This is a genomic window from Ruegeria sp. BB7, from assembly GCF_056539365.1.
Genome location: NZ_JBQFUV010000024.1, coordinates 1 through 22,031, shown reverse-complemented (window position 1 = coordinate 22,031; position 22,031 = coordinate 1). Strand labels below are relative to the sequence as shown.

General features: G+C 56.5%; 22 protein-coding genes, 1 tRNA gene and 1 pseudogene. 9 read left to right on the top strand and 15 right to left on the bottom strand.

The window, feature by feature from the left end; genetic code table 11:
* Nucleotides 1-195: 195 nt before the first annotated feature.
* From ACR0D7_RS18815 to ACR0D7_RS18800, 4 genes are read right to left on the bottom strand one after another with little or no spacing between them, the layout of a single operon-like run.
* On the bottom strand, nt 196-1,230 hold the full coding sequence (locus tag ACR0D7_RS18815) for a TRAP transporter substrate-binding protein (RefSeq protein ID WP_170387471.1): 1,035 nt from the start codon (nt 1,228-1,230) through the stop codon (nt 196-198).
* 51 nt (nt 1,231-1,281) lie between these two features.
* Nucleotides 1,282-2,601, bottom strand: a complete 1,320-nt coding sequence (locus ACR0D7_RS18810; protein ID WP_170387469.1) for a TRAP transporter large permease — start codon at nt 2,599-2,601, stop codon at nt 1,282-1,284.
* On the bottom strand, nt 2,598-3,182 hold the full coding sequence (locus ACR0D7_RS18805; protein WP_480680382.1) for a TRAP transporter small permease subunit: 585 nt from the start codon (nt 3,180-3,182) through the stop codon (nt 2,598-2,600). Before ACR0D7_RS18805 ends, ACR0D7_RS18810 begins: the two co-directional genes overlap by 4 nt.
* Entirely contained in the window at nt 3,179-3,991 is an 813-nt protein-coding gene (locus tag ACR0D7_RS18800; protein WP_480680381.1) for an N-formylglutamate amidohydrolase, read from the bottom strand. The genes ACR0D7_RS18805 and ACR0D7_RS18800 overlap by 4 nt, the downstream gene beginning before the upstream one ends.
* A 99-nt stretch (nt 3,992-4,090) precedes the next feature.
* On the opposite strand from ACR0D7_RS18800, the gene ACR0D7_RS18795 reads away from it, so the two are divergent.
* On the top strand, nt 4,091-4,960 hold the full coding sequence (locus tag ACR0D7_RS18795) for a MurR/RpiR family transcriptional regulator (protein WP_480680380.1): 870 nt from the start codon (nt 4,091-4,093) through the stop codon (nt 4,958-4,960).
* Between the two features lie 67 nt (nt 4,961-5,027).
* Nucleotides 5,028-5,783, top strand: a pseudogene (locus ACR0D7_RS18790) (hypothetical protein); the annotation flags it as partial.
* 7 nt (nt 5,784-5,790) lie between these two features.
* Here ACR0D7_RS18790 and ACR0D7_RS18785 read toward each other — a convergent pair.
* On the bottom strand, nt 5,791-6,465 hold the full coding sequence (locus tag ACR0D7_RS18785) for a TIGR04283 family arsenosugar biosynthesis glycosyltransferase (RefSeq protein WP_480680379.1): 675 nt from the start codon (nt 6,463-6,465) through the stop codon (nt 5,791-5,793).
* 73 nt (nt 6,466-6,538) lie between these two features.
* On the opposite strand from ACR0D7_RS18785, the gene ygfZ reads away from it, so the two are divergent.
* Both ygfZ and ACR0D7_RS18775 read left to right on the top strand, forming a co-directional pair.
* The gene (gene ygfZ, locus ACR0D7_RS18780; protein ID WP_480680383.1) at nt 6,539-7,276 is read left to right on the top strand and encodes a CAF17-like 4Fe-4S cluster assembly/insertion protein YgfZ; all 738 of its coding nucleotides are present in this window, start codon (nt 6,539-6,541) and stop codon (nt 7,274-7,276) included.
* A 105-nt stretch (nt 7,277-7,381) separates the two neighbouring features.
* Nucleotides 7,382-8,326 (top strand): ABC transporter transmembrane domain-containing protein, encoded by a 945-nt coding sequence (locus ACR0D7_RS18775; protein WP_480680378.1) that lies wholly within the window; start codon nt 7,382-7,384, stop codon nt 8,324-8,326.
* A 57-nt stretch (nt 8,327-8,383) separates the two neighbouring features.
* Here ACR0D7_RS18775 and efp read toward each other — a convergent pair whose 3' ends face one another.
* Complete coding sequence (gene efp / locus ACR0D7_RS18770; RefSeq protein ID WP_170387454.1) at nt 8,384-8,947, bottom strand: elongation factor P; 564 nt, start codon at nt 8,945-8,947, stop codon at nt 8,384-8,386.
* A gap of 218 nt (nt 8,948-9,165) precedes the next feature.
* Here efp and ACR0D7_RS18765 point away from each other — a divergent pair, with 218 nt between their 5' ends.
* On the top strand, nt 9,166-9,486 hold the full coding sequence (locus ACR0D7_RS18765) for a DUF6280 family protein (RefSeq protein ID WP_037310273.1): 321 nt from the start codon (nt 9,166-9,168) through the stop codon (nt 9,484-9,486).
* Nucleotides 9,487-9,553: 67 nt separating this feature from the next.
* Here the strand turns inward: ACR0D7_RS18765 and ACR0D7_RS18760 are convergent, their stop codons facing one another.
* A complete protein-coding gene (locus ACR0D7_RS18760) occupies nt 9,554-10,123 on the bottom strand; it encodes a cobalamin biosynthesis protein CobQ (RefSeq protein ID WP_480680377.1) in 570 nt (189 codons plus the stop codon).
* Between the two features lie 59 nt (nt 10,124-10,182).
* Between ACR0D7_RS18760 and ACR0D7_RS18755 the strand changes: the two genes are divergently transcribed.
* Nucleotides 10,183-11,640: a cobyric acid synthase gene (locus tag ACR0D7_RS18755; protein ID WP_480680376.1), complete on the top strand. Its 1,458-nt coding sequence runs from the start codon at nt 10,183-10,185 to the stop codon at nt 11,638-11,640.
* Between the two features lie 3 nt (nt 11,641-11,643).
* On the opposite strand, the gene ACR0D7_RS18750 is transcribed toward ACR0D7_RS18755, so the two are convergent.
* The 3 genes from ACR0D7_RS18750 to ACR0D7_RS18740 all read right to left on the bottom strand — a co-directional run bounded on the left by ACR0D7_RS18750 (nt 11,644) and on the right by ACR0D7_RS18740 (nt 14,681).
* A complete protein-coding gene (locus ACR0D7_RS18750; protein ID WP_480680375.1) occupies nt 11,644-12,438 on the bottom strand; it encodes a hypothetical protein in 795 nt (264 codons plus the stop codon).
* Between the two features lie 74 nt (nt 12,439-12,512).
* On the bottom strand, nt 12,513-13,931 hold the full coding sequence (locus ACR0D7_RS18745; RefSeq protein ID WP_480680374.1) for a TolC family outer membrane protein: 1,419 nt from the start codon (nt 13,929-13,931) through the stop codon (nt 12,513-12,515).
* A 96-nt stretch (nt 13,932-14,027) separates the two neighbouring features.
* Nucleotides 14,028-14,681: a protein-L-isoaspartate O-methyltransferase family protein gene (locus ACR0D7_RS18740; RefSeq protein ID WP_480680373.1), complete on the bottom strand. Its 654-nt coding sequence runs from the start codon at nt 14,679-14,681 to the stop codon at nt 14,028-14,030.
* 229 nt (nt 14,682-14,910) lie between these two features.
* Here ACR0D7_RS18740 and ACR0D7_RS18735 point away from each other — a divergent pair.
* The 3 genes from ACR0D7_RS18735 (at nt 14,911) to ACR0D7_RS18725 (ending at nt 16,697) form a co-directional block, all read left to right on the top strand.
* A tRNA-Cys gene (locus ACR0D7_RS18735) sits at nt 14,911-14,984 on the top strand.
* A 76-nt stretch (nt 14,985-15,060) separates the two neighbouring features.
* Nucleotides 15,061-16,383: a DUF6538 domain-containing protein gene (locus ACR0D7_RS18730; RefSeq protein WP_480680372.1), complete on the top strand. Its 1,323-nt coding sequence runs from the start codon at nt 15,061-15,063 to the stop codon at nt 16,381-16,383.
* Complete coding sequence (locus tag ACR0D7_RS18725; protein ID WP_480680371.1) at nt 16,380-16,697, top strand: GIY-YIG nuclease family protein; 318 nt, start codon at nt 16,380-16,382, stop codon at nt 16,695-16,697. The genes ACR0D7_RS18730 and ACR0D7_RS18725 overlap by 4 nt, the downstream gene beginning before the upstream one ends.
* A gap of 37 nt (nt 16,698-16,734) precedes the next feature.
* On the opposite strand, the gene ACR0D7_RS18720 is transcribed toward ACR0D7_RS18725, so the two are convergent.
* The 5 genes from ACR0D7_RS18720 to ACR0D7_RS18700 all read right to left on the bottom strand — a co-directional run bounded on the left by ACR0D7_RS18720 (nt 16,735) and on the right by ACR0D7_RS18700 (nt 21,926).
* Nucleotides 16,735-17,175 carry a hypothetical protein gene (locus ACR0D7_RS18720; protein WP_480680370.1) on the bottom strand — a complete coding sequence of 147 codons (441 nt, stop codon included), beginning with the start codon at nt 17,173-17,175 and terminating at the stop codon, nt 16,735-16,737.
* A gap of 15 nt (nt 17,176-17,190) precedes the next feature.
* Nucleotides 17,191-20,769 (bottom strand): hypothetical protein, encoded by a 3,579-nt coding sequence (locus ACR0D7_RS18715; protein ID WP_480680369.1) that lies wholly within the window; start codon nt 20,767-20,769, stop codon nt 17,191-17,193.
* A complete protein-coding gene (locus ACR0D7_RS18710; RefSeq protein WP_480680368.1) occupies nt 20,762-21,097 on the bottom strand; it encodes a hypothetical protein in 336 nt (111 codons plus the stop codon). Before ACR0D7_RS18710 ends, ACR0D7_RS18715 begins: the two co-directional genes overlap by 8 nt.
* The gene (locus tag ACR0D7_RS18705; RefSeq protein ID WP_480680367.1) at nt 21,097-21,378 is read right to left on the bottom strand and encodes a hypothetical protein; all 282 of its coding nucleotides are present in this window, start codon (nt 21,376-21,378) and stop codon (nt 21,097-21,099) included. Before ACR0D7_RS18705 ends, ACR0D7_RS18710 begins: the two co-directional genes overlap by 1 nt.
* Nucleotides 21,379-21,440: 62 nt before the next feature.
* Nucleotides 21,441-21,926, bottom strand: coding sequence for a hypothetical protein (locus tag ACR0D7_RS18700; protein WP_480680366.1), 486 nt, complete (start codon nt 21,924-21,926; stop codon nt 21,441-21,443).
* Nucleotides 21,927-22,031 lie beyond the last annotated feature (105 nt).

The following is a 22,031-nucleotide window of genomic DNA, read 5'->3' as shown; positions in this document are numbered from 1 at the left end:
GAAAACGCTTCCCCATCAAACGACCCTGCATGTCAACAAAACACACCAATACAGTGTCAACATCACCCGCAGATACCTGCCCCTTCAAACCTTCAAAGTTGAGCATTATTTCCTCTGAGATATGCAAGAATTTTCGGTGAAAATTCTTTGGCCAAATGGGAACCGGCGCACCCAGAAGCGCGCCGGTTCATTGTGTTAACCGTAGCGATATGGCCGTCCGGCCTTTAGCATATCGGCGTTGTACTGTTTGAAAATCTCGACGACTTTCGCCTTGGTTTCGGATTCTGCGGCGATCTCGTCCCAGAACTTGACTGCAGCCTCTTCAACCTGCGCCCATTCTTCATCCGGGATCGAGGTCAGCTGCATCTTGTCCCCGTTGACGCGCAGGCTGGCTTCGCCACCCCAATACCACCACTGGCGGTAGTAATGCGACTGATCACAGCAAACACGGAACAGCGTCTGCAGGTCTTCCGGCAGTTCGTTCCAGCGGTCCATGTTGGCAAAGAATGATCCGGCCCAAGCGCCCGAGATATTGTTGGTCAGGAAGTAGTTGGTCACGTCAGCCCAGCCAACTGTGTAATCTTCGGTAATGCCCGACCATGCTATGCCGTCCAGCTCACCGGTTTGGACCGCGACCTCGATGTCTTCCCATGGCAAGGTTACAGGCACCACACCGAACTGCGAGAGGAACCGCCCCGCTGTCGGGAAGGTAAAGACTCGCTTGCCCTTGAGATCTTCGAGGCTGTTGATCGGGTCTTTGGTGGCAAAATGGCATGGGTCCCACGCACCCGCGCTGATGTGCTTGACGCCAACTTTTGAGTATTCTTCGTCCCAGATCTCGTTCAGGCCGTACTGATTGAACAGTACCGGCACATCCAGCGAATAACGTGAAGCAAAGGGAAAGTATCCGCCGAACACAGTCACATCGGTCGGCGACGCCATCGAGTCGTCATCCGACTGAACCGCATCGATGGTCCCTTTCTGCATAGCGCGGAACAGCTCACCGGTCGGGACCAGCTGATCGGCGTAGAACAGTTCGATCTGCATGCGGTCGCCCGCGATTTTGTTGAACATCTCGATGGCTGGATCGATCACATGTGCCGCCAACGCAGGACCGGCATAAGTCTGCATCCGCCACGTGATCGTGCTCTGGGCCAGAGCAGGTGCAGCCAATGGTGCGGCAGCAACGCCCACGCCTGCGGTTTTCAAAAACTTACGTCTTGTCGTCATGTCAATTTCCTCTCCGTTTAAGTTTGGGTGCCCGTTTGCCGAGCCTTCTGGTTAATTTCCGTAAACATATCCGGGCAGCCAAAGGGCGATTTCCGGGAAGGCCATAATGATAATCAGGGCCAGCACCATCACCCCGACAAAGGGAATGATTGAGCGGTAAATGTCCTTTAGGCCAATCTCGGGCGGAGCCATCGCCCGCATCAGGAACAGGTTATAGCCGAAGGGCGGCGTCATATACGCAATTTGGGTGGTGATCGTGTACAGAACCCCATACCAGATCAGATCAAAGCCCAGAGCTCCGACCAGCGGCACGTAAAGTGGCGCAACGATAACCAGCATCGCCGTGTCGTCCAAAAACGTGCCCATGACGATAAAGCTGAGCTGCATCAAGATCAGGATCAGCCATGGCGACAGTCCCAGCTGTTCGGTGAACAGGTTCTCGATGGCTTTGACCGCACCAAGGCCGTCGAACACCGCCCCAAAGCCCAGCGCCGCAAGGATGATCCACATGAACATGCAGGAAATCGCCAGCGTCTGTTTGGTGCAATCTTCGAAAATCTTCCACGTCATCCGCCGCTTGACGACCGATACAACCAGCGCCGTCAGCGCCCCGATAGCCGAACTTTCCACCAATGATGTCCAGCCATTCACGAACGGCACCATCATGGCAGCGAAGATGATCAGCGGCAGCGCCCCTGCCCCCAGCAGGCGGATTTTTTCGGACCACGGGACCTCATGCGCGTCTTCCATTGCAGGGCCGAGGTGAGGCTGCATGCGGCAGCGAATCCAGATGTAAAGGATAAACAGCCCGGCCATCAGCAGACCCGGCAGGATGCCCGCCAACCACAGCTGTCCAACCGGCTGCCGCGCGATCATTGCATAGAGCACAAGAACCACCGATGGGGGCACAAGGATTCCCAGACTAGATCCTGCCTGAATGACACCCGTGACCATGGTCTTGTCATAGCCCCGCCGCAGCAATTCGGGCAGCGCGATAGTCGCCCCAATCGCCATGCCAGCGACGCTGAGCCCGTTCATCGCTGATACCAGCACCATCAGACCAATCGTCCCAATCGCCAACCCGCCATTCACTGGACCCATCCACACATGGAACATCCGGTACAGGTCATCGGCCAAACGGCTTTCAGACAGCACATACCCCATGAATATGAACATCGGCAGCGTCAGAAGCGGGTACCATTTCATCAGCTTCATCGCAGCCGAGAACGGGATGTCCTGCCCTCCGGTCCCCCACAGCGCCAGCGCTGCGATGGTTGCGACCGCTCCGATCGCACCAAACACGCGCTGACCGGTGAACAGCATCAGCATCATCAGCGCGAACATGAAGATGGCAATAAATTCCTGGCTCATGCCCGCCGTACCCCGATCTCCTGCCCGTTGATCCGGGCTATATCTTTGAAAAATTCCGATATGGCCTGCAGCAGCATCAGGAAGAAGCCAAATACCATGATAGCTTTGACTGGCCAGATATAGGGCCGCCAAGCGGTGGATGAACGCTCCAACCGTCCGACCTCTTCACTGCCCGTGATCAGGCCGGTGAAATAGGACAGAGGCTCATCCCCCCAATATCCAAGGCTATAGGCAGTTGACCCAAGCCCACCATAAAGCAGCACGCTCAAATAGAGGATCAGCAGGATGACGGTGAACGCGTCGAACCAAGCCTTCTTGCGCGGACTCCAGTTATGATAGAACAAGTCCATCCGCACGTTTGACCCCAGCTGGATCGAGTACGGCCCGCCCACGATATAATAGGTCACCATGGCAAACTGCGCCATTTCCAGCGTCCAGAGCGACGGCAGGAAAAACGTCTTCGAGATCGAGGACCATAACAGTATCCCCATCATTACGAACAGACCCCACATCATCACCCGACCGATCCGGTAGTTGACCGCATCGACCACGCGCACATATACCGCCATCGCCCGGATCATGCCGCGCCCCTGTTTTGAAACCCGGCCAAAGTCCGGTCAATCCATGCAACCAAATACTCAGCCATCGCACGCTGCTGATCTGACGTGCGGATCAGGTCGTTGCACACTTCGATCATGACATTCGGCAAAGCATTCGCATAGGCTTGCACGTCCAAGGTATGAGCCACGCCATCAGTAGCCGAATAAGGCTCGTTCAGGCGCGTCACAAACGGCGAATCTGCAGGCGCTGCGTCCAACATTGCCAATGCGAAACGATCATCGCGGCCATGCAGGATGCCCAACTCAACCTCTCTTTGCTGATTGTGGTAGATCCGGGTGAAACTGTGCATCGTCACCATCAGCTCCAGCGAGGAGCGATGTTGCGCAATCTGACCCGACACTGCGTCCGAAAACGGGCCATAGACATGCTTAATCCGGGCCTCCCGCTCTTCGGGTGACATCGAGATATTGGCCGGGATGTCATACGCCTCGCTTTTGACAGGCATGGCATCCGGCGCCTCGGGCGGACGATTGCAATCGTAGACCAGGCGCGACACACCGCCATGAACCAACGGCGCAGACATAAGGGCCGCCATGTGCTGAGCCACACCCAACGCACCCGGGTCCCAGGCGATGTGGCTTTCCCGCACCTCGGCCGTAAGCCCCATATCACCCAGAAAATCGGGAATACGTTTCGACGCATGCTCACACACCAGCAACACCGAAGGTGCGCCGTCTGCGGTTTCCGTATGAACAACAGTTCCGAAGTCCAATGTGTCGCCCTGCGATTCCGTGAAAGATGTCTGTGGAAAAATTTCCACATTACGCATTCACCTGTCAATATTTTTCCTGTACAAAATTATCCACACCAGGATGCGCTGAAAAATTATTCACACCAGCGCGTAGTTCCTATGCAGGAGGACCCTTCAGTGCGGGTGACGGACAGGCTGCTGGCTCATCGGGATGAAATGACCCCGTCTGAGAGGCAATTGATAAGTGTCCTGCTGGACGACTACCCAATGGCAGGCTTGGGAACCATCACCGAACTGGCCAACGCTGCTTCGGTTTCAACCACCACCGTCGCGAGAATGCTGCAGAAAACCGGGTTCGACGGCTACCCCCAGTTTCAGTCCGCACTGCGTGGCGAGGTGAAAGAGATGATCTCGGGGCCCATTGCCAAGCGGGACGTCTGGCAGAACAACCTGCCCGAGGAGCACATCCTAAACCGCTATTCCCAACAAGCGCTAGCCAATCAGAAACGTACAATCGATGAGGTCGACCCCGCAGAATTTGACAGCTTTTGCAATTTGCTCAGCGACCCAGACCGACGTATTTTCATTACTGGCGGGCGTATTACAGGCACATTGGCACAATACCTGTACCTGCATCTGCAGATGATCCGCCCAGACGTAAGGATGCTTCCTTTTGCGGCTTCGTGGACCCATGACCTTTTGGATGTGCGCAAGGGTGACCTGCTGATCGCGCTGGATGTGCGGCGATACGAGAACTCGACCATGTTGATTTCGCAACTCTGTCAGGAGCGCGAGGCCGAGATCGTGCTGTTCACCGACCAATGGCGTTCGCCCATTCACAGACTGGCCAAGCATACATTTGCCGCTCGGATCGCGGCCCCCTCGGCGTGGGATTCCATGTCCGCTATCCTTATGCTGATGGAATGTGCGATCGCCGAGGTTCAGGAACGCCTGTGGGATTCGGTAAAAGAGCGCACCGATGAACTGGAACAGGCCTTTGACCGCACCAGGCTGTTCCGGAAATTTGGCCAAAGCTCAGGCTCTTAGGTCGAAACCTCTACAACTGACCGTGAGGAGTGTTGCCAGCGCGCAGGTGCGCGGTCACTTTGGTGTCATGACGTTTGTAACCGAAAACCAACTGCCGCTGCTGATCCTGTTCTTTGTGATCGGGTCGGTTGGTACGTCATTCTTGTTTCGCAAACCGGCCGGGCACCGGGCGTGGAAACTGGCAGATCTTGTCTGGGTCGTTCTGGGTGGCATCGGTGCGCTGGTGGCGGTTCTGGCCGGGCTTTACACCTCGGACAGTTCGCGGCTCGACCGACAGATCGACGTAGCATATGCCGCGACGCTGGCGTTTGATCGTGACGCAGCGCGGTTCCGGCTGCGATTCTGCGATCCGGCTTATGACCCAGACACCGCTGTTTTGTGCGACAAGGTCGAGTTCCTGTCGGCCTCAACCGCCAGCAATGCCGACCTGCCCTTGTTCATCGCTGTGACCAATGAGGTCGCACCGTTGCGAGGTTTGCATTTCCTGATCGGCGGGCAAGCGAAAGAGGAACAGGATGAAATGCGCGCTATGGCCGCAAAGGCCGATGCGTTCAACATTGATCAGTTTCTTGTCTTCACCACGCTTGACGACGAAACCCAGGCAGCCATCGACAATATGCGCCGCAAGGTTCCAGCAATCGCCGGAGATTACCTGATCCTTGCGCAAAGTTATGATGATTTGGTCGAGCAGGTTGGAAAGCTGAAGGACGAATGGGAATATTTACAGGCCAACGCGCATATTCTGGTGCTGCAGATTGTGGCTTTGTGTCTCGTCAGTTTTGCTGCGCCCTTCCGGCTGGGCAAATCCATTGTTGAACTGCGCGCAACCCTCAGCGCCGATACGCCTGCGCCAACCGTTCCGGATCGGCCCCAAGAAAATACCGTGTCAGAGTCCACAGATTCCGTGCACCCCGACGCACCCAACCGTCCCGCACATAGCGAGCCGCACTCGTAACCACGCGGGTATTCAGCAGCGCAACACGTGGCAAGGCACGCACCAGTGCGACATCCTCCATCAACGGTTGGTCTGGGTAACCTCCGGCTTGCTCATAAATGCGGCGTGGCACCAGCAGCCCCTGATCTCCGTATGGCAGGCCAAATATCCGGCTGCGCAGATTGGCCCAACCCGCAACCCATGAGGGACCAAATCCTTTCGCTTGAAAAGCCAATCGAAAGGCGGCGGGCTGACCGCTAGGCAGGTGCTCGGCCACGTCTTTGGTCCACCCGTCAGGCAACACAGTGTCGGAATGCAGGACCAATAGCCACTCACCCTTGGCCACCGCACATCCCCGCCGCAATTGTCCCCCGCGCGAAGGCGCGCCGGTGACGATTCGTGCCCCCACCTCATCGGCGATTTCAAGGGTTCTATCCGTCGACCCGCCGTCGGTGACGATCAGCTCGCGGATCAGCCCCGCATGTAGCCCCTCAACCAGCGCAGGCAGCGACTCAGAAAGAGCCTCACCCGCGTTTAATGTCGGAATGACGATACTGATCGGTGCTGGCAACGTGGTTACCCTCTGGTCATGGCAGCGCGAACTCCTATATCACGGGGCCGAGGGAAAAGACGAGGACCACCCCATGCCCAATCGCCGTATTCTGCGCCTAAGCGGTTCGGACACCGACAGCTTCTTGCAAGGGCTGGTCACCAATAATGTGGATGGCCTGAGGGATGGGCTGATTTATGCAGCGTTATTGACCCCTCAGGGCAAGTACCTTGCTGATTTCTTTCTCAAGCGTGACGACGACGCGGTTCTGTTGGACGTGGCCGAGGGTATCGCTGACGGCTTCGTCAAACGGCTGAGCATGTACAAGCTGCGCGCCGATGTCAGTATCGAGGACAGCGGGCTGAACCTGCACCGCGGCACCGGCCCTGCACCCGACGGAGCCCTGCCGGACCCGCGCCACCCTGAAATGGGTTGGCGAACATATACCCCCGGGGCCGAAGGCGATGACGGCACCGATTGGGATGCCATTCGCGTGCGGCATTGCATCCCCGAAGCCGGTATCGAACTCACGCCCGATAGCTATATCCTCGAATCCGGGTTCGAGGCGCTGAACGGCGTCGACTTTAAAAAGGGCTGCTATGTAGGGCAGGAAGTCACCGCGCGGATGAAACACAAAACCGAGCTGCGCAAAGGCTTGCGGAGTGTCCGCGTTGATGGCTCTGCCCCGGTCGGGACCGAGATCACTGTAGGCGGCAAACCAGCGGGCACATTGTTCACTCAGTCGAAAGGTCGCGGGATTGCCTATTTGCGCTTTGACCGTGCGACCGGAGAGATGCAGGCTGGCGACGCGACCGTCACGCTCGACGCGTAACTTGTTGCTATTGCGGCACGGCCTAGCCGCAGGTTGCCCTACCCCGGTTTGAACGAGCGCTGCGACCCTGCCACACTGCGTTCAGTTCACCGAACGGATGCGTAAATGTTCAAATTATACAGTGCGATCTGGCGCGCCAGCGCCGGGCGGCAGATCATCCTTATCATCTTATCCATCGCTATCGCGGGCCTTGCCGCTGTACCGCTGGAATTCCAGCGCGATATCATCAACCACCTGACCGCGGACGATGTCAGCACAGATCGGTTGATCTACCTAGGTACCGGGATGTTGTCTGTGATCCTTCTCAGCCTCGCATTGAAATGGTTGCTGGGCTATCGCGCAGGCACGCTGGGCGAAGATATTATCCGCCTTATCCGCCAGCGGCTCTTACTGCGATCGGCCGACTTGCATGACGCCGGTGAGACAGTTCGCAAGGGCACAATGACCACCGCAATCTCAGCCGAGGCCGAAGAATTGGGCAAATTCGCCGGCGGTGCGTTTTCTGACCCGGTCGTGCAAATTGGCACGTTGATCAGTGTGATCGGCTATATCTCAGCAACGCAACCGGGGTTGGGCATGATCGCCCTTTCCATGATCGTGCCGCAAATTATCATAGTGCTGATATCCCAGCGCAAAGTGAACGTCTTCGTGGCCGAGCGGGTCCGCATTCTGCGCTCCTCGACCGACAGTCTCACGACCGAGGACATTGACGCGGTGGCGCGCGATGTCGAGGCGATGTTTGACGACATCTATAACACGCGACGCAAGATGTTTCTCTGGAAGCTGTCGGCGAAATTCCTGCTAAGTGTCATCAACGGCGCAGGTACAGTCGGCGTCCTGATGCTGGGCGGTTATTTGGTTTTAAACGGCAAAACAGATGTCGGTACGGTCGTGGCCGCGACAAGCGGACTGGGTCGCATTCAGGGGCCTACGGCGTTCCTGATCGCCTTCTACCGGCAGGTCAGCGCCAACCGCATCAAATACGAATTGATGCTGGAATTGTTCGGCCCCAACCCTGAACGCTATCGCTACTTGAAGGGCCGAAACTAAAAAAGACCACGCGGCTCCTGCCGTCGCGGTCTTTTCACGCGTCTTATATGCTCAGGCTCAGGCCCGTTCGGAATACTCCATGGTTTCGGTGTTCACGACGATCATCTCATCCTGACCGATAAAGGGCGGCACCATGACCTTTACACCATTGTCCAGAATAGCCGGCTTGAACGAGTTCGCGGCAGTCTGACCTTTGACTACCGGCTCGGTCTCAACGATCTTGCAGGTCACTTTCTGGGGCAACGTGGCGTTCAGCGCTTCGCTTTCGTAAAATTCTACGACAATTGTCATGCCGTCCTGCAGAAACGGGCGGCGCTCACCCAGCAATTCGGCGGGCAGTTCGATCTGCTCATAGGTCTCGGCATCCATGAACACCAGCATGCCATCGGATTCGTACAGGAATTGCTGGTCTTTTTGTTCCAGACGGACGCGCTCGACCTTGTCTGCCGAACGAAAACGTTCGTTCAGTTTGGATCCGTTGCGCAGGTTGCGCAGTTCGACCTGTGCAAAAGCACCGCCTTTACCGGGCTTTACGTGATCCACCTTAACAGCAGCCCACAGCCCGTCGTTATGCTCAAGCACATTGCCGGGGCGAATTTCGTTCCCATTTATCTTGGGCATGACATAAATCCTTCAGAAACGGTTGATGCGTCAGTTCCCGTCCCTATATCTGGCGGGACCACACCTGACAAGACAACGACACCTAGTGCTGCACCTGCAGCAAGCCATGCAATTGACGCAACGCAGATATGCAATTTAGCTGTATCCGAATCACACCTAATAGGTCATAAGGACCCTCACGCCGAAAATGCAAGAGCAAGAACAACAAGGAAGACGAGATGAGAGATTTCGTTGACGGCACTGCCTTTAACAATGAGCAAGGCAATCGTGCACGCAAACTTTTCGCGGCTGTTGTGTTGGCCGCTCTGGATGATGCTATCGCCGATGACAAGAAATACGGCAATGGCCCCGAACAGATTGCCCGCTGGGCGCGCTCGCGCGATGGCCGCGAAGTGCTGTCCTGTGCCGGCATTGACCCGAATGAACGGGTTGTCAGCGGACTGATGGAGTTCGTTGGTCGTGGCGTGCGCACCTCGGTCGCGCTGTCGCGAGAAGAAAGCGAGCGTCGCAATGCCGCTCAGCAAGCTGAAGCCGCCTGATCCAAGGCGATTTCTGAATGAAAAAGCGCGCTCCCGCAAACCGGGGCGCGCTTTTCTTTTGGACCAATCAAAAGAACAAAATCCATTGGCGGGCGACCCACAATTCTGCGCCCAGAAGAAAGCCAAAGAACAGCTTGGCGGTCACTGACAGCCCTCTGTTCCACAGCATCACGTAAGCCCCGGCACAGATCGCCACTGATACAGGCATCACCAAAAGCGCGTGATGCGTGCTGTTCCAATAGCTAACCGGGCTATGAAAGACCCAATCGCTCAGCGGCCAGAATTGTGGGCGACCGTCGTCCGCATGCACCGCGAAATCCATCGCCAGATGCAATAGGCCAGCGGACGCGGCCACCGTCAGAAACCGCCATCCGCGCCAAAGCCCAAGCGCCAGTGCCAGCCCCCAGAGTATGAACGAATTGTCGATTGCAAACACCGTCTGCCAGGCGGGGGAAAAATAGAGTTCGTCAAAAACTACCTGCGGCGGGATGCGCAGGATGAACAGGGAAACCCCGACCATGACAAACAGCGACAGGTCAGGCAGCAACGATCCTAACATCGCAGCCCAAAGAATTGCTCCCCGTGCAGGCCGTGCAAATGCGGCAGCGCCTATCAAAAGATGCGAGGGCGTGTTCATCCGGGGCTTTTCCTTTGGCCTCAAATCAGGTCATGTGCGTCAACGTATAGGAGACGGTCATGGTTCGCGCCATTATGATTCAGGGCACCGGCAGCAATGTTGGCAAATCGGTTTTGGTGGCCGGGTTGGCGCGCGCCTATACGCGGCGTGGGCTGAGGGTTGCGCCGTTCAAGCCACAGAACATGTCGAACAACGCAGCCGTCACCGAAAATGGCGGAGAAATTGGTCGCGCTCAAGCTCTGCAAGCGCGCGCGGCCAAACGTCCGACACATACCGACATGAACCCGATCCTGCTGAAGCCGGAAACGGATACTGGCGCTCAGATCATTGTACAGGGTCAGCGCGCGGGCACCATGAATGCGGGTGATTACCGCAAGGATAAGTCCAAACTGCTGGGGGCGGCGCTAGAAAGCTTTGACCGCCTGTGCAGCGATGCCGATCTGGTGCTGATCGAAGGTGCGGGCAGCCCGGCTGAAACCAATCTGCGTAAGGGCGATATTGCCAATATGGGCTTTGCCTGCGCGGCGGGTGTGCCCGTTATTCTGGTCGGTGACATCCACCGCGGTGGCGTGATTGCTCAGATTGTGGGGACTCAGGCGGTGCTGGATGCAGGCGATCTTGAGATGATCAAAGGTTTTGCCGTCAACCGCTTCAAAGGCGACGTGTCTCTCTTCAACGAGGGGCGCGATGACATCGCCTCACGTACCGGGTGGCCTTGCCTTGGCGTTGTACCGTGGTTCCATGACGCCTGGAAACTGCCGGCCGAGGACATGATGGATATCCGCTCGCACAGTGGTGGGGCTTGCAAGGTCGTCGTGCCACAGCTTGAACGGATGGCCAATTTCGATGACCTTGATCCTTTGTCAGCAGAAGCCGGAGTCACGGTTGAAATCATCCCGGCCGGACGCCCCCTGCCCGGTGATGCCGATCTTGTGCTGCTGCCGGGCAGCAAATCTACTATCGGTGATCTGACCTATTTCAGAGCTCAAGGCTGGGATATCGACCTCTACGCCCATGTCCGTCGGGGTGGTCACGTGTTGGGTCTGTGCGGTGGCTATCAGATGCTCGGCAAGACTATCGCCGACCCCGATGGTGTCGATGGCCGCCCCGGAACGGTTGAGGGGTTAGGTCTGCTGGAAGTGACCACCACCATGGCAGGGAATAAACAGGTTACACTGCGCACCGCGCGCTCTGTTTTGGGCGACGACCCCGTAACGGGCTATGAAATTCACATGGGCCGGACCGAAGGGCCGGATTGCTATCGCGCCTGGCTTAAGATCGAAGACAGGCCGGAAGGCGCCTCCGACAAAACTGGCCGTATCCGCGGCAGCTATTTGCACGGAATCTTCGCTTCAGACGCCTTCCGCGCCCGTTATCTGCAGCAACTTGGCGCAGCATCTGACCTGTCATACGAGGATGGGGTAGAAGAGGTACTGGACGCTCTGGCTGACCATCTTGAACAGCATATGAATCTGGATCACCTGCTGGAAATGGCCGCACCACTAAAGAAAACCTGAGGGTTAATCCAGTTTCTGCTCGGCCAGCGCGCGGTAAATTTCGCGCCGCACCATCTTGCGAACATTGCGGGTAATACGCTGACCCAGAACGCCCTGCAGCTCTTCCCGAACGACCTGAGCGATCAGACCGCGCAACATATCCTCATCCAACGTCAACGAGGCCGTCTTTAGCTTACCTTCGGCTGGTTTGGAAACGTCGGTAGGTTTTGATTCCTCGTCAGAAGATGGGCGAGGGCTTCTGACAAATGTCGCGACAGAGGCATGCTCAGGCTCTTCCACCGGCGGTTGTTCGCGCACCTGCGTAGTTTCACCTGATTTTTGAGAATCGATTAGTGCAAATTCTTCCTCGGCCCGCCAAACCAACGTCGCATTTGGCGTCCCGGCATATTCGTCGTCACTGTCTCCATCCGGCTCCCACTGATCTTCGGTTTTGGCGATTGCAGTTTCCAAAGCTTCGATCTTTGCGCTCAGGCTTTCGACAGGGTCACTTTTAGGAGCGGCATGTGGTTGCTGAGCATCGGCCGGCTCTGAATGCTGCACAATGTCGGAAGACCTTAGAATCATGGGCTTAATTGAATCGTCCACCCGATATAGAACGTCGTCCTCGGGGGAAGGCACCGGGTCTTCGACAGACACCTTATCGCCAACCCTCAACGCGTCGGTTAAAACCAACCTGCCGGGCTTTCGCGCAATGGAGTCCGACTGCCCGGCCTTAGCTTTTCGGTCTTCTTCGTTAACCAAGCGCTTGATCGAGGATAAAACGTCCTCGATACCGGCGTGTACGACTTTATCCGTCATTGTTCTCTACCGCTCTATCCTCAAGAGCGAGTTTAGCCAAACAAATCGGACCTCACAACAGGTAGAGTTGCGCCTTAATCGCGGCGCAACGCTTTGAGGACGCGATCCAGATCCCGGCTTTGTTTGCTGATCTGTGCCGGGGCCTTCTTTACCAGATTATAATAAAGGGTCGGATCATAAATCTGCACCGCCAGCCCTAGGCGTTCTGCGGTCAACAAACCTTGGGCCTGTAGCAGCTCATACGCGGCCCGAGACCGCTCTGTGCGCGACGCAACTTCGGCCAATTGGGCGTCCAACAGGTCCTGCTGAGCGTTCAAAACATCCAGAGTTGTCCGCGCGCCCAAGGTTGCCTCTTCCCGGATGCCGTCAAACGCGACCTGCGAGGCGCGCACCCGCTCTTCCGATGCGCGCAGGCTGGCTGTCGCTGCCTGGAATGCTGCATAAGCATCCGCAACACCCTGAGTGATGTCCTTTTGTACGTTCAGCAGATTGGCGCGCGAAGCATCCCGTGTCGCCATCGCACGGCGAACGCTGGCAGCCAACCGGCCACCGGCGTAAATCGGCTGATTGAAACGCAGCGCGATGGTGGCATCCTCAAGGCTGTCGTCGTTGTCATAGCTTTCACGAATGCCCGCATCGGCGTTCAGGCTGACATTGGGGCCTAGGTTGGCCCGCTCTTGCTGTACGACCAGATCCAGCGCACGCACCTGATGCTGCGCCGACTGGATGGCCGGGTGATTACGCTGTGCCAGGCTAACAGCCGCAGCTTCGGACCCGGGCAAGTTCGGCAGGCTCGGCTGTCCGGCTGTGCGCCCAGGCTGCTTTCCCACGGCGTTAACATATTCAGCTTGCGCAATGCTCAGGTTACCACGCGCAACCGCCAAATCCGCTTGCGAGCTGGCCAACTGCGCCTCGGACAGCGCGACGTCGGTACGCGTCACCTCACCCACCTCAAACCGGTCCTGAGAGGCACGCAGTTCTTCGGCCGACACATCGACGTTGTTCAGGCGAATCTGAACCGTCTCTTCCTGCAACAGCACTCCAAGATAAGCATTCAAACCACGGAACAGAACCTGCTGCTCGATATCCAAAAGGGATTGCCGCGTCGCAAGGACCGTTTCCTGTGCCGACTGCTTGCCCAGAACCGAGAACCCGCCATCGTAAATCAGCTGGCTCAGCGTGAGGCCGGTGAAAAAAGTGGTCGGCTCATCCCGGCTCACACCCAGATCTGTTGAGGACCGGCTGTAGTCCTGACTGACTTCGACCGCCCAGTTGATGATCGGGCGGAGCGCCGATAGGGCGATAGCCACATCTTCGTCCGCCGCGCGTAACAGAGCCCGGTTCTGTTCCAGCAAGCCGCTGGTGTTATAGGCTCCAATAAAGGCATCCGTCAGATTGTCCGCCCAAGCTACACGCCCAGGAAGGACACTCAGCGCTATTCCCGCCGTCAGTGCCAAAGCCTTCGCAAATTTCGCCCCCGTCTTTGCACGCATAACGAAATCCCTCTCAAATCAAAATTACGCAACCCTAACCGCAGTTTGCGTCTATGCGTTCAACTAATCAAGACAGCATTGGAATATGTCTAAGAACTATAGTGAAAATGCACACTTTCTGGAAAACGCCTGCAAAATCGGAGCATTGGCGTTGAATGCGCGACGCCAAGTTACCTTGCCGCCGGATTTATGGCCGACCCGAACGACACCCAGCTCACCTTCCACAAAAAGGCAGGCAATGCGGCCGTGATCCTTTAATTGAGCGATCAGTGCATCAGGCACCTGCTCAACCCCACCCTGAATCATGATGACGTCATAAGGGCCGTGCTCGGCTGCACCCTCCTCAAGACGCCCGACATGAACAATCGCGTTGTCGGCGTCAGCCTCCATCAGAATCGTCTGCGCTTCGGCAGCAAGGGCTTCGTCTTCTTCAACAGCAACCACCAATTGCGCCATGCGCGCTGCGACTGCTGTGGAATACCCCAGCCCCGGCGCGATATCCAAAACTGCTTCGTCATTCGAGATATTCAGAACGTCCAGAATCTTTGCCAGCGTCCGGGGCTCCAGCAAGCAGCGCCCGTTCCCAAGATCGACCACACCTTCGGCATAGGCAGCCTCACGTTGGGCGTCGGGCACGAAATTCTCGCGCTGGACAGTCAGCATTGCATCAATGATGGGAAATTTCGTGACATCCGAGGGTCGAACCTGCGTGTCAACCATCGTGCGGCGTCGGGTTGCGAAATCTGTCATTGGATCGCTCACTGTAAGTCCCAAGTATACCCGGCTTGTGCCACATCCAACCGAAACCGGCAACGGCTGTGACGTGGAAAATTCGACCCAATAGCAGGAACTTGGGATGGCATTGCGCCGCAGGTCATAAACTGGCTTTGGATTTTTGCACCCAACCCACTGGACGCCCCTGACGAAAGGTGTTAAAACGCCAGCCACACCACGGCAAGTATTTGATATTACTTGAAAAGGCGAGTTGGCGGAGTGGTGACGCAGCGGATTGCAAATCCGTGTACACCGGTTCGATTCCGGTACTCGCCTCCACAACATCCTTATTGTGTTTTTTCTCAACATATTAGACACTTGGAGTATCTCTAGGAGGATACTTTGGAGGATACAGGTGCTTAACTACCCCGCGACGACCTTAGCGAAGAACAAAGGCAAGTATTACGTTCTCCTGACGATCCCCACCGAGCTTCGCCAACATTTCAACGGCAGGAAGCAACTCAAGAAGTCCACGGGTACAAGTGATTTGGCTGATGCCAAGCGCAGGCAACACAACATATCTGCTGATCTTTATGCCCAACTGGACAACTGCAAGCCTGATCCGCGCGACGTGATCAGCGATCTACTCGGCTGGATCGGTGACGCCGACGAGGTTCAACGCATGGAGGACATTGGGGAACTTGAAGTCATGATCCACCACGGCAGGAACCTTGAGTTCTCTGAGGGCGAAGATGACGACGTTGCAGTTGAAACGGTGAACGAGAATGCCGAGGAGGCCCTCAGGGTATATCGTGAGTGGAAGGCAGGAAGTTTTGAGCGAGCCGCTGCACCGGGAACAGTTTACCTCGCCAGCGCCTCTAAGGAGTACCTTGAGACCAATCCGTACAGCACGATCAAGACTCAGCGCGAAGCAGAACACGCCCTTGAGCAATTCAAAGACTTCGCAGGAGACATTGCCCTGTCTGACGTCACTGCGGTGATGGTTCACGAGTTCGCGGAGGATGTGGGCGCATCAAAAAGCCGAAAGACCATCGACAAGAAGATCGGCTACGTCCGGCGTATGTTTGACCACGCAGTACGCAAAGGTTGGGTTCCTCACAACGTGTTTGCTGGGATCAAGCTGGACAAGAACCTCGGAACCAAAAAGCAAAGCTACACGCCGTTCACCAAGAGAGAACTCGAGGCTCTCTTTGCGCAGCCTATGGAACCTCACCTACGATCCCTGCTGTCGATCCTGACCACCACCGGCATGAGGCTCGACGAAGCCGCTCTGCTGACGTGGGAAGACGTCCAAGAGGACGAGGAGCAAGGTGTTCTGTACTTCGACCTAACGGGGTCCATTGTGAAGAACTCGGGGTCTAAGCGACGGGTGCCTGTCCACCCTGCCCTCACGTGGATCGAGACAGGTAAATCCGGCCAGATGTTCCCAGAGTTCCCCCGAGACCGCGACGGAAAGACACAGGGGCCAGCCTCCAAGGCGTTGATGCCATGGGTGCGTAGGATCACTGAGGACCCGACAAAGGTCGTTCACTCACTTCGAGGGAACTTCAAGGACATGCTGAGGGATGCCGGGGTGTCGAAGGAGATAAACGACTTCATCACTGGACACGGTTCCGGCGATGTAGCCGGTTCATATGGTGATGGACCGAGCTTGAAAGTTCGGAAAAAAGCAATCGAGCGGTTGAACTTCGACTACATCACTAAGGCAGGCGAATGAGCAAATATCCAAACGAACGAGATCACGTAATCTACACCATCAGGCATCCAAGAGAAACACTACCGTTCTACGTCGGAATGACCGTGAACTTCCCTCGCCGTGTCTTCCGGCACTTGCAGGGGGATCGTTTCTCCGAGGAGCGAATAGCACCGATGATGGCAATAAACGTCGTACCTATATTCGAGATTGTGGCCGATACAACGACACGGTCAGAAGCTGAGATCGAAGAAGCTAGGCAGTACAAGTTGTTAAAGGATATGGGAGCCGATCTGATAAACGGTGACATTTCGTGGAGACTCACCGAGGACCGCTAAACAAAAAAGGAAGGAGCCAATGCGGCTCCCTCCAAGTTCACTCTGAGTCAACTTCAAATCCAACCCATGCTGCAGCCTCTTTCCAAGCAGCTATGATTGCCGCATCAGACAGGTCCACACTCGGGGTCAACTGCGCGGCCAATGGGCGATACTTGGAAACCACCGCCAAGGTCCGCTCAAACTTGTACAACGGACGTAAACGCTCCGCCCTCAGAGCGGCTAGCTGATACTTATGGCCCTCGGTTTCGGCTACGGCTATCAGCGCGTCCCATGTCTTTTCGAAACCAGTGACCGCGATCAGGTACTGAAACTCTTCGCGGTTCAGGTCTCGAAGCTTTGGCGGTGGCGACGAGGGATTGAAGATTTGATCAATATCGGCCCGGTTCACTTCCGTCCAGTCCGGTTTGACCTGTTCATCACCCTCGTCGTTCTCCAACGTGTGAAGCTTGCCGTTGGTATCGACGTAGTATTTGGTCATTTTCTCTTACTTTCTTTATTGGTTGAGCAGGTCTTCGAAAGTCCTGCGTTTGAGGCGAACAGTTCCACCGCCAGCCTTCACCGGGAACAACTCGCGGTTCCGCCTGACCTGAGCCTTCAAGAGTTCACCCTGACCTTGCTTCTCAGCCCTGACGATCTCCTGTAGTTGCTTGAACTCGCCCTGAGCAGCCTTGCGGTAGGACACGATCACCTTCCTGATGAGCGCACCCTTGGTGCCTGAGATGGCCCCAAGTTCACCCTCGGGGGCGATCTTGTAGCGGCGGCTGTTGAACAGCTTCTCTAGCTCCTGACGGAGTGTCCTGCCGTTGATCCTCACCGTGCCGGTCAGTTCCAACCACCGGTCGTACACGGACTGTGTGTCACTGTACGGGACCTGAGACAGATCGATCCGGTTGGGACCGGGTACGCGGCGGGATGGTTCACCAGCTACCGATTGGTTGGCGATAGCCATCCGGGTGATCTCCTCGAGAACAGTGTCGATCTCGCGGCGATCTGCTTGGGTGAGACCCAGAGGGTCATACTTGGGCAGTCTACGAGTGATCACTTCACCGAGGATGTTCCGCTTTGGGTCAACACCGTTGTAGAGGCCGGTACGTGCCAATATGGCATCCGAGTAGCTCCGAACTTCACGCAGGGCTTCGTCGCCGTTGGTCTGGTTGAGGACGTTCGGGACGAACGAGGCAACGAAGTTCTTTGCCGCCCGTTCCTGCTCATGAGGTCGTCCGACGAACAACTGCATGGCGTCATAGATACCCTGGGTGAATGTCTTGTTGACGGTGTTCTCCATCACGGCGACACGCAAGGCATTGATCATCGAGGTATCTTCGCGCTCGTTGTACTCGTCGTTCATGATCTCGACTGCGTCAGCAGCGATGGAGAACACGTTCGACAGAGGCTCTAGGCGAGCGAACGAGATGAACTCGACCGTGCCATCCTCATTCACAAAGCGGAACGAGTACGGCTGGTTGTTTTTCATCCAGACCTTGCGGATACGCGGGTCTTTGGGGCCAGAGCCGACGATCATACCATTAGCGGCCATGTAACCAGCTATCCCTACCAGTGCAGAGCCTAGGATCTGACGGCCTTTGGCTTGGGCAGCCCGAGCGCCACCCGCAGCGATATCCGCGCGGAACCGCTTTGACACCGTACCCACAACCGGCATGTGTTGGAACGTCTGACTGAGCAGGTTGACCGGTGTCCGAACAAACGGGATGAAGAACCGGATCACGGGTTGATCGATTGCTGCCTTCTGGATGATCGAAGCAACTCCGGGTTCCAACGTCTCGGTGAACGTGGCCCGTCGCGATTGCAACAGAGCATCACCACGGACGGCTGCACCAGTGTCGGTATAGCTTTCCTTGAGGTACTGCTTGATGAACCGGGTTTTCTCTTCACCCCTGAGGTTCATCCGAGCGGCCTCTGCATGTGCGTCCGCAAAGACAACACCTCGATACTGAGACTGCTTGAACAGTTCGTCCATAGACATCAGCGCACGGGATGGCAGACGAACGGTCTTACCAATCAACGAGGTAGCTTGAGAGAAGTCCACCTCCTCCAACTTGGTGTTCCCTGCATCCAGCCGAGGGTTGTTGTCCCATAGGGTTTTCAGAGCGGTTTGCACCGAGTCCAGCGAGCCAAGGAATTGACCTTGGAACTGTCTCAGAGCATGGATCATGATCTGGCGATCTGCCGAAGCAAACCCGCCAAGCATCTGCTCAGTTGGGATCACGATGCTGTTCACCACGTTGGAGATAAAGTTCACCTCCTGCGTACCGGGACCAGACAACAGGGCGTTGATCCGGTAGGTGTTCACACCGTCCACGAAGCCACGGAGACCCTTGAGTGTCTCATCGATCACCCTGATGGCAGGCTTACCGTTGTTCACAGGATCGACCACGGCGCGGGCCGCAGCGTCCACATCACGGAATGCCTCGGGGTCTTTGAGGATATCTCGCAGACGGTCGTCGCCTTCCTTGGCGATCTTCATTGCGTTCATGGCTCTGGCGATGTTTGACCGGGAGGCGTCCAAGCCTGACAGCAGGTTGGTAGCGACTTCACGGCGTTGGTTGAACGCCAGTTTCAGGTGGTCGATATCGTTGATGCCGGGGAACTTGCTGAGGTCTGCACCTTTGCCCGAGTTGTGATCGACAATGGCCTTTGCCATCTTCTGCAACTCTTGTTCGATGGTTAGGACATACCGAGACTGCGCATGGATTTCAGCGGCAAGTTTGGCCATGTCACCATCATTGGCCGAGCGGAACCGAGCAATCAGGGCTTCGGGTTGCTCGCCGGTCATCTCGGCCATCTGGCGCAACTTGGCAGCGGACTGAGCTTTGACCGTGGCCCATCGCTGGACGTCACCGCCTTTCACCTTGGCGAACTCGTCAGCGAAGACCGCAACATTCGCAGCGATGTCGTCGGCAACCTCATCATAGCTGGACACGGTGGTCAGGGATTTGAAAGAGGTCGAGGACATCTTGGCGGATGTTTCCACGCCTTGTGCCAGAGACGCTTGCAGACGGAGGTTCTCGGCTTTCTCCGGGGTGATGAACAACCGGTTGGGAACTGGTTGTGCGTCAGGTTTCACGCTGGGCAACGGTGTGTCGCCCAAGTCCAGTGGCATCTGCCCACCGGCGTCAGTCTTTGCAGAAACGAAGGCTTTCTCGTCGAACAGGGTCTTGGACATGTCTAGGCTTTGCTGAGCATCCTTGGCAACTTCTGCGCCTGCCTCATGGACGGCCTCGTCGAGTTCCTTGAGTGCAGCCTGTTGAGCTTCTGTGGCTTTCTTCGCGGCCTCAGTGTCACCGGCAGCAAGTGCCTTCTTTGCACGAATGCCCCAACCGATGGCTTCAACGATGCCACCTACGGCGACACCTTCTGCGGCGTTCCGAGCGCGGTTCATCCATTCAGGATCATCCGGGTCGGTCGCAAGCAGATCGGTCACGATGTCCATGTCATAACCGTAGTGTTCCAGCATCCCGGTCACGTTCTTGTTGTCGGGGTCCATGACTACTGCGTCCGCGATGGCACCGTTCACGAAGGCACCCTTTAGGCCAGACAACCGGGTCAAGTTACCAGCGGTGACATAACCGGCAGCGAACTGAACCACACCGCGTCCGATGTTACCGACAACGGTTTTGTTCTTTTCGACCTTCGGCAGATCGACCACACCGTCATCGCCAAGTAATGCCTGCCCGGAAATCTCCGACATGAACAAGCCCTTCTCAGCGGCCTCGGCGCGGCTCATCACCTTGAAACCGCCGTCTTCCCAGAAGAGGTCATTACCTTCACCATAGATCGCATCGGTGATGCTGGTTGCGACGTATTTGGTGAAGTTGCCCGTCTCCTGAGCCGCGTCTCGCAAACCACCAGCGACCACCCGAAAGGCTTCTCCTGAGACGGACCAATCGTCGTCTTTCTGGTCCACGGTCACGGGTTCAGGTTTGGGTGCCTGTGCCGCAAGCACTTCCTCAGCGCGACCCGCGCCGAACACAGAGTTGAACGCGGGGGCTACTGTTGGATTGGCGACCAGCTTATCGATGGCCGCTTGGGGGATTACTTCAAATTCAGCCATAGTTACCATTCCGATCTTTCTCGAGGGCGTCTTCTAGTTCCCTCAGGTTTGCTTCGTAGATTTGGACCATCGTTTCTCGCGCTCGTTCAAAGGACACCACCGAACCACCAAGGATCGGCGCGGCCTCAGGAAGGAACGTGCGGGCTTGTGATAGGTCATAAGTCCATGCACCGGGGCGGTCGGTGTAGACGGCACCAGATGGTTGTTGGAGGACGTGAGTGACACCGGGTGCGGCCTTAACTTGCTTGGCGGCATACCGTGCAGCCCAGAGTTTATCTCTGAGCCACACGAGGTCACCTGATGTGTGTCCGGTTGTTGTGACGATCATCACCGAAGCTCATCCGGCATAGTAAGCCCGCAGCTACGGGCAATCCGTCGAATGTCATTGACCATTGATGCGTAACCCTCATCCAGAACAGACACGATGTCGGCACGTTGACCGTGGCCGGGTTTGATCATCTGGTTGGGATATGCGGCTGTGATCTGGTCGGCTTCCTCGCGCATCTCTCGGCGTACCTGACGGATACCCGCGAGGATCGAAAGGGTTCGCTGCCAGCTTTCGCTGTCGTCGGTCAGTGGCCCCGGTGGGGTGTGGGTTTTGGATGTCATGTTGGGTCCTTTGGTTTGGGTGATTGATGCAGGAGGCAGAGGTTGGGTTGCGAGGTTCGACATCATCGAACGCCAATTAGCCGAGCGATCTGATCTACCCGGTGAACCGTGAGGTCACCTCGGATATTCTCCGCGATAGCCTTCTCGTATAACCGGCGGCCTGTTTCCGATGCTGTGTCTTCGTCGTAGCCGATGGCGGCAGCAACTTTGTCCTCAGCCATGTTTTGTGAAGGATGAACGTCAGGTTTCCGGGCGGTGATCTCGGGTTTGACGTAGGGGTCTAAGCCCAGAGCCGACCGAGCAGCATCACGGCTTTGATCAATCTCATCTTGGCAGCGGCCATTGAAGGCACGACCAGCGATCTTGAGGATGTGCTTGGCCTGATCGAGCGTCAGGTCTTGGCGGTAGGCGCGGAGCTTTGCCTTCTTGATCATCGGCAGGATCGTGGGGTCAGGTAGGCCGGACTTGGCAACCTGTTCAAGAAACAACCTTTGAAACTCTTTGGAGGTCAGAGATGCGGGTTTGGGCTTGCCGAAGGTGTTCAGCAACTTGTCCGTCGTCAGGGATTTTGGGACAGATGGCCGCCTGAGCTAAGAGAGGATCTGGCTCATCTGGTTTTTGTGATTATGCGGCGGATTTGCGGTGAAGCAAGC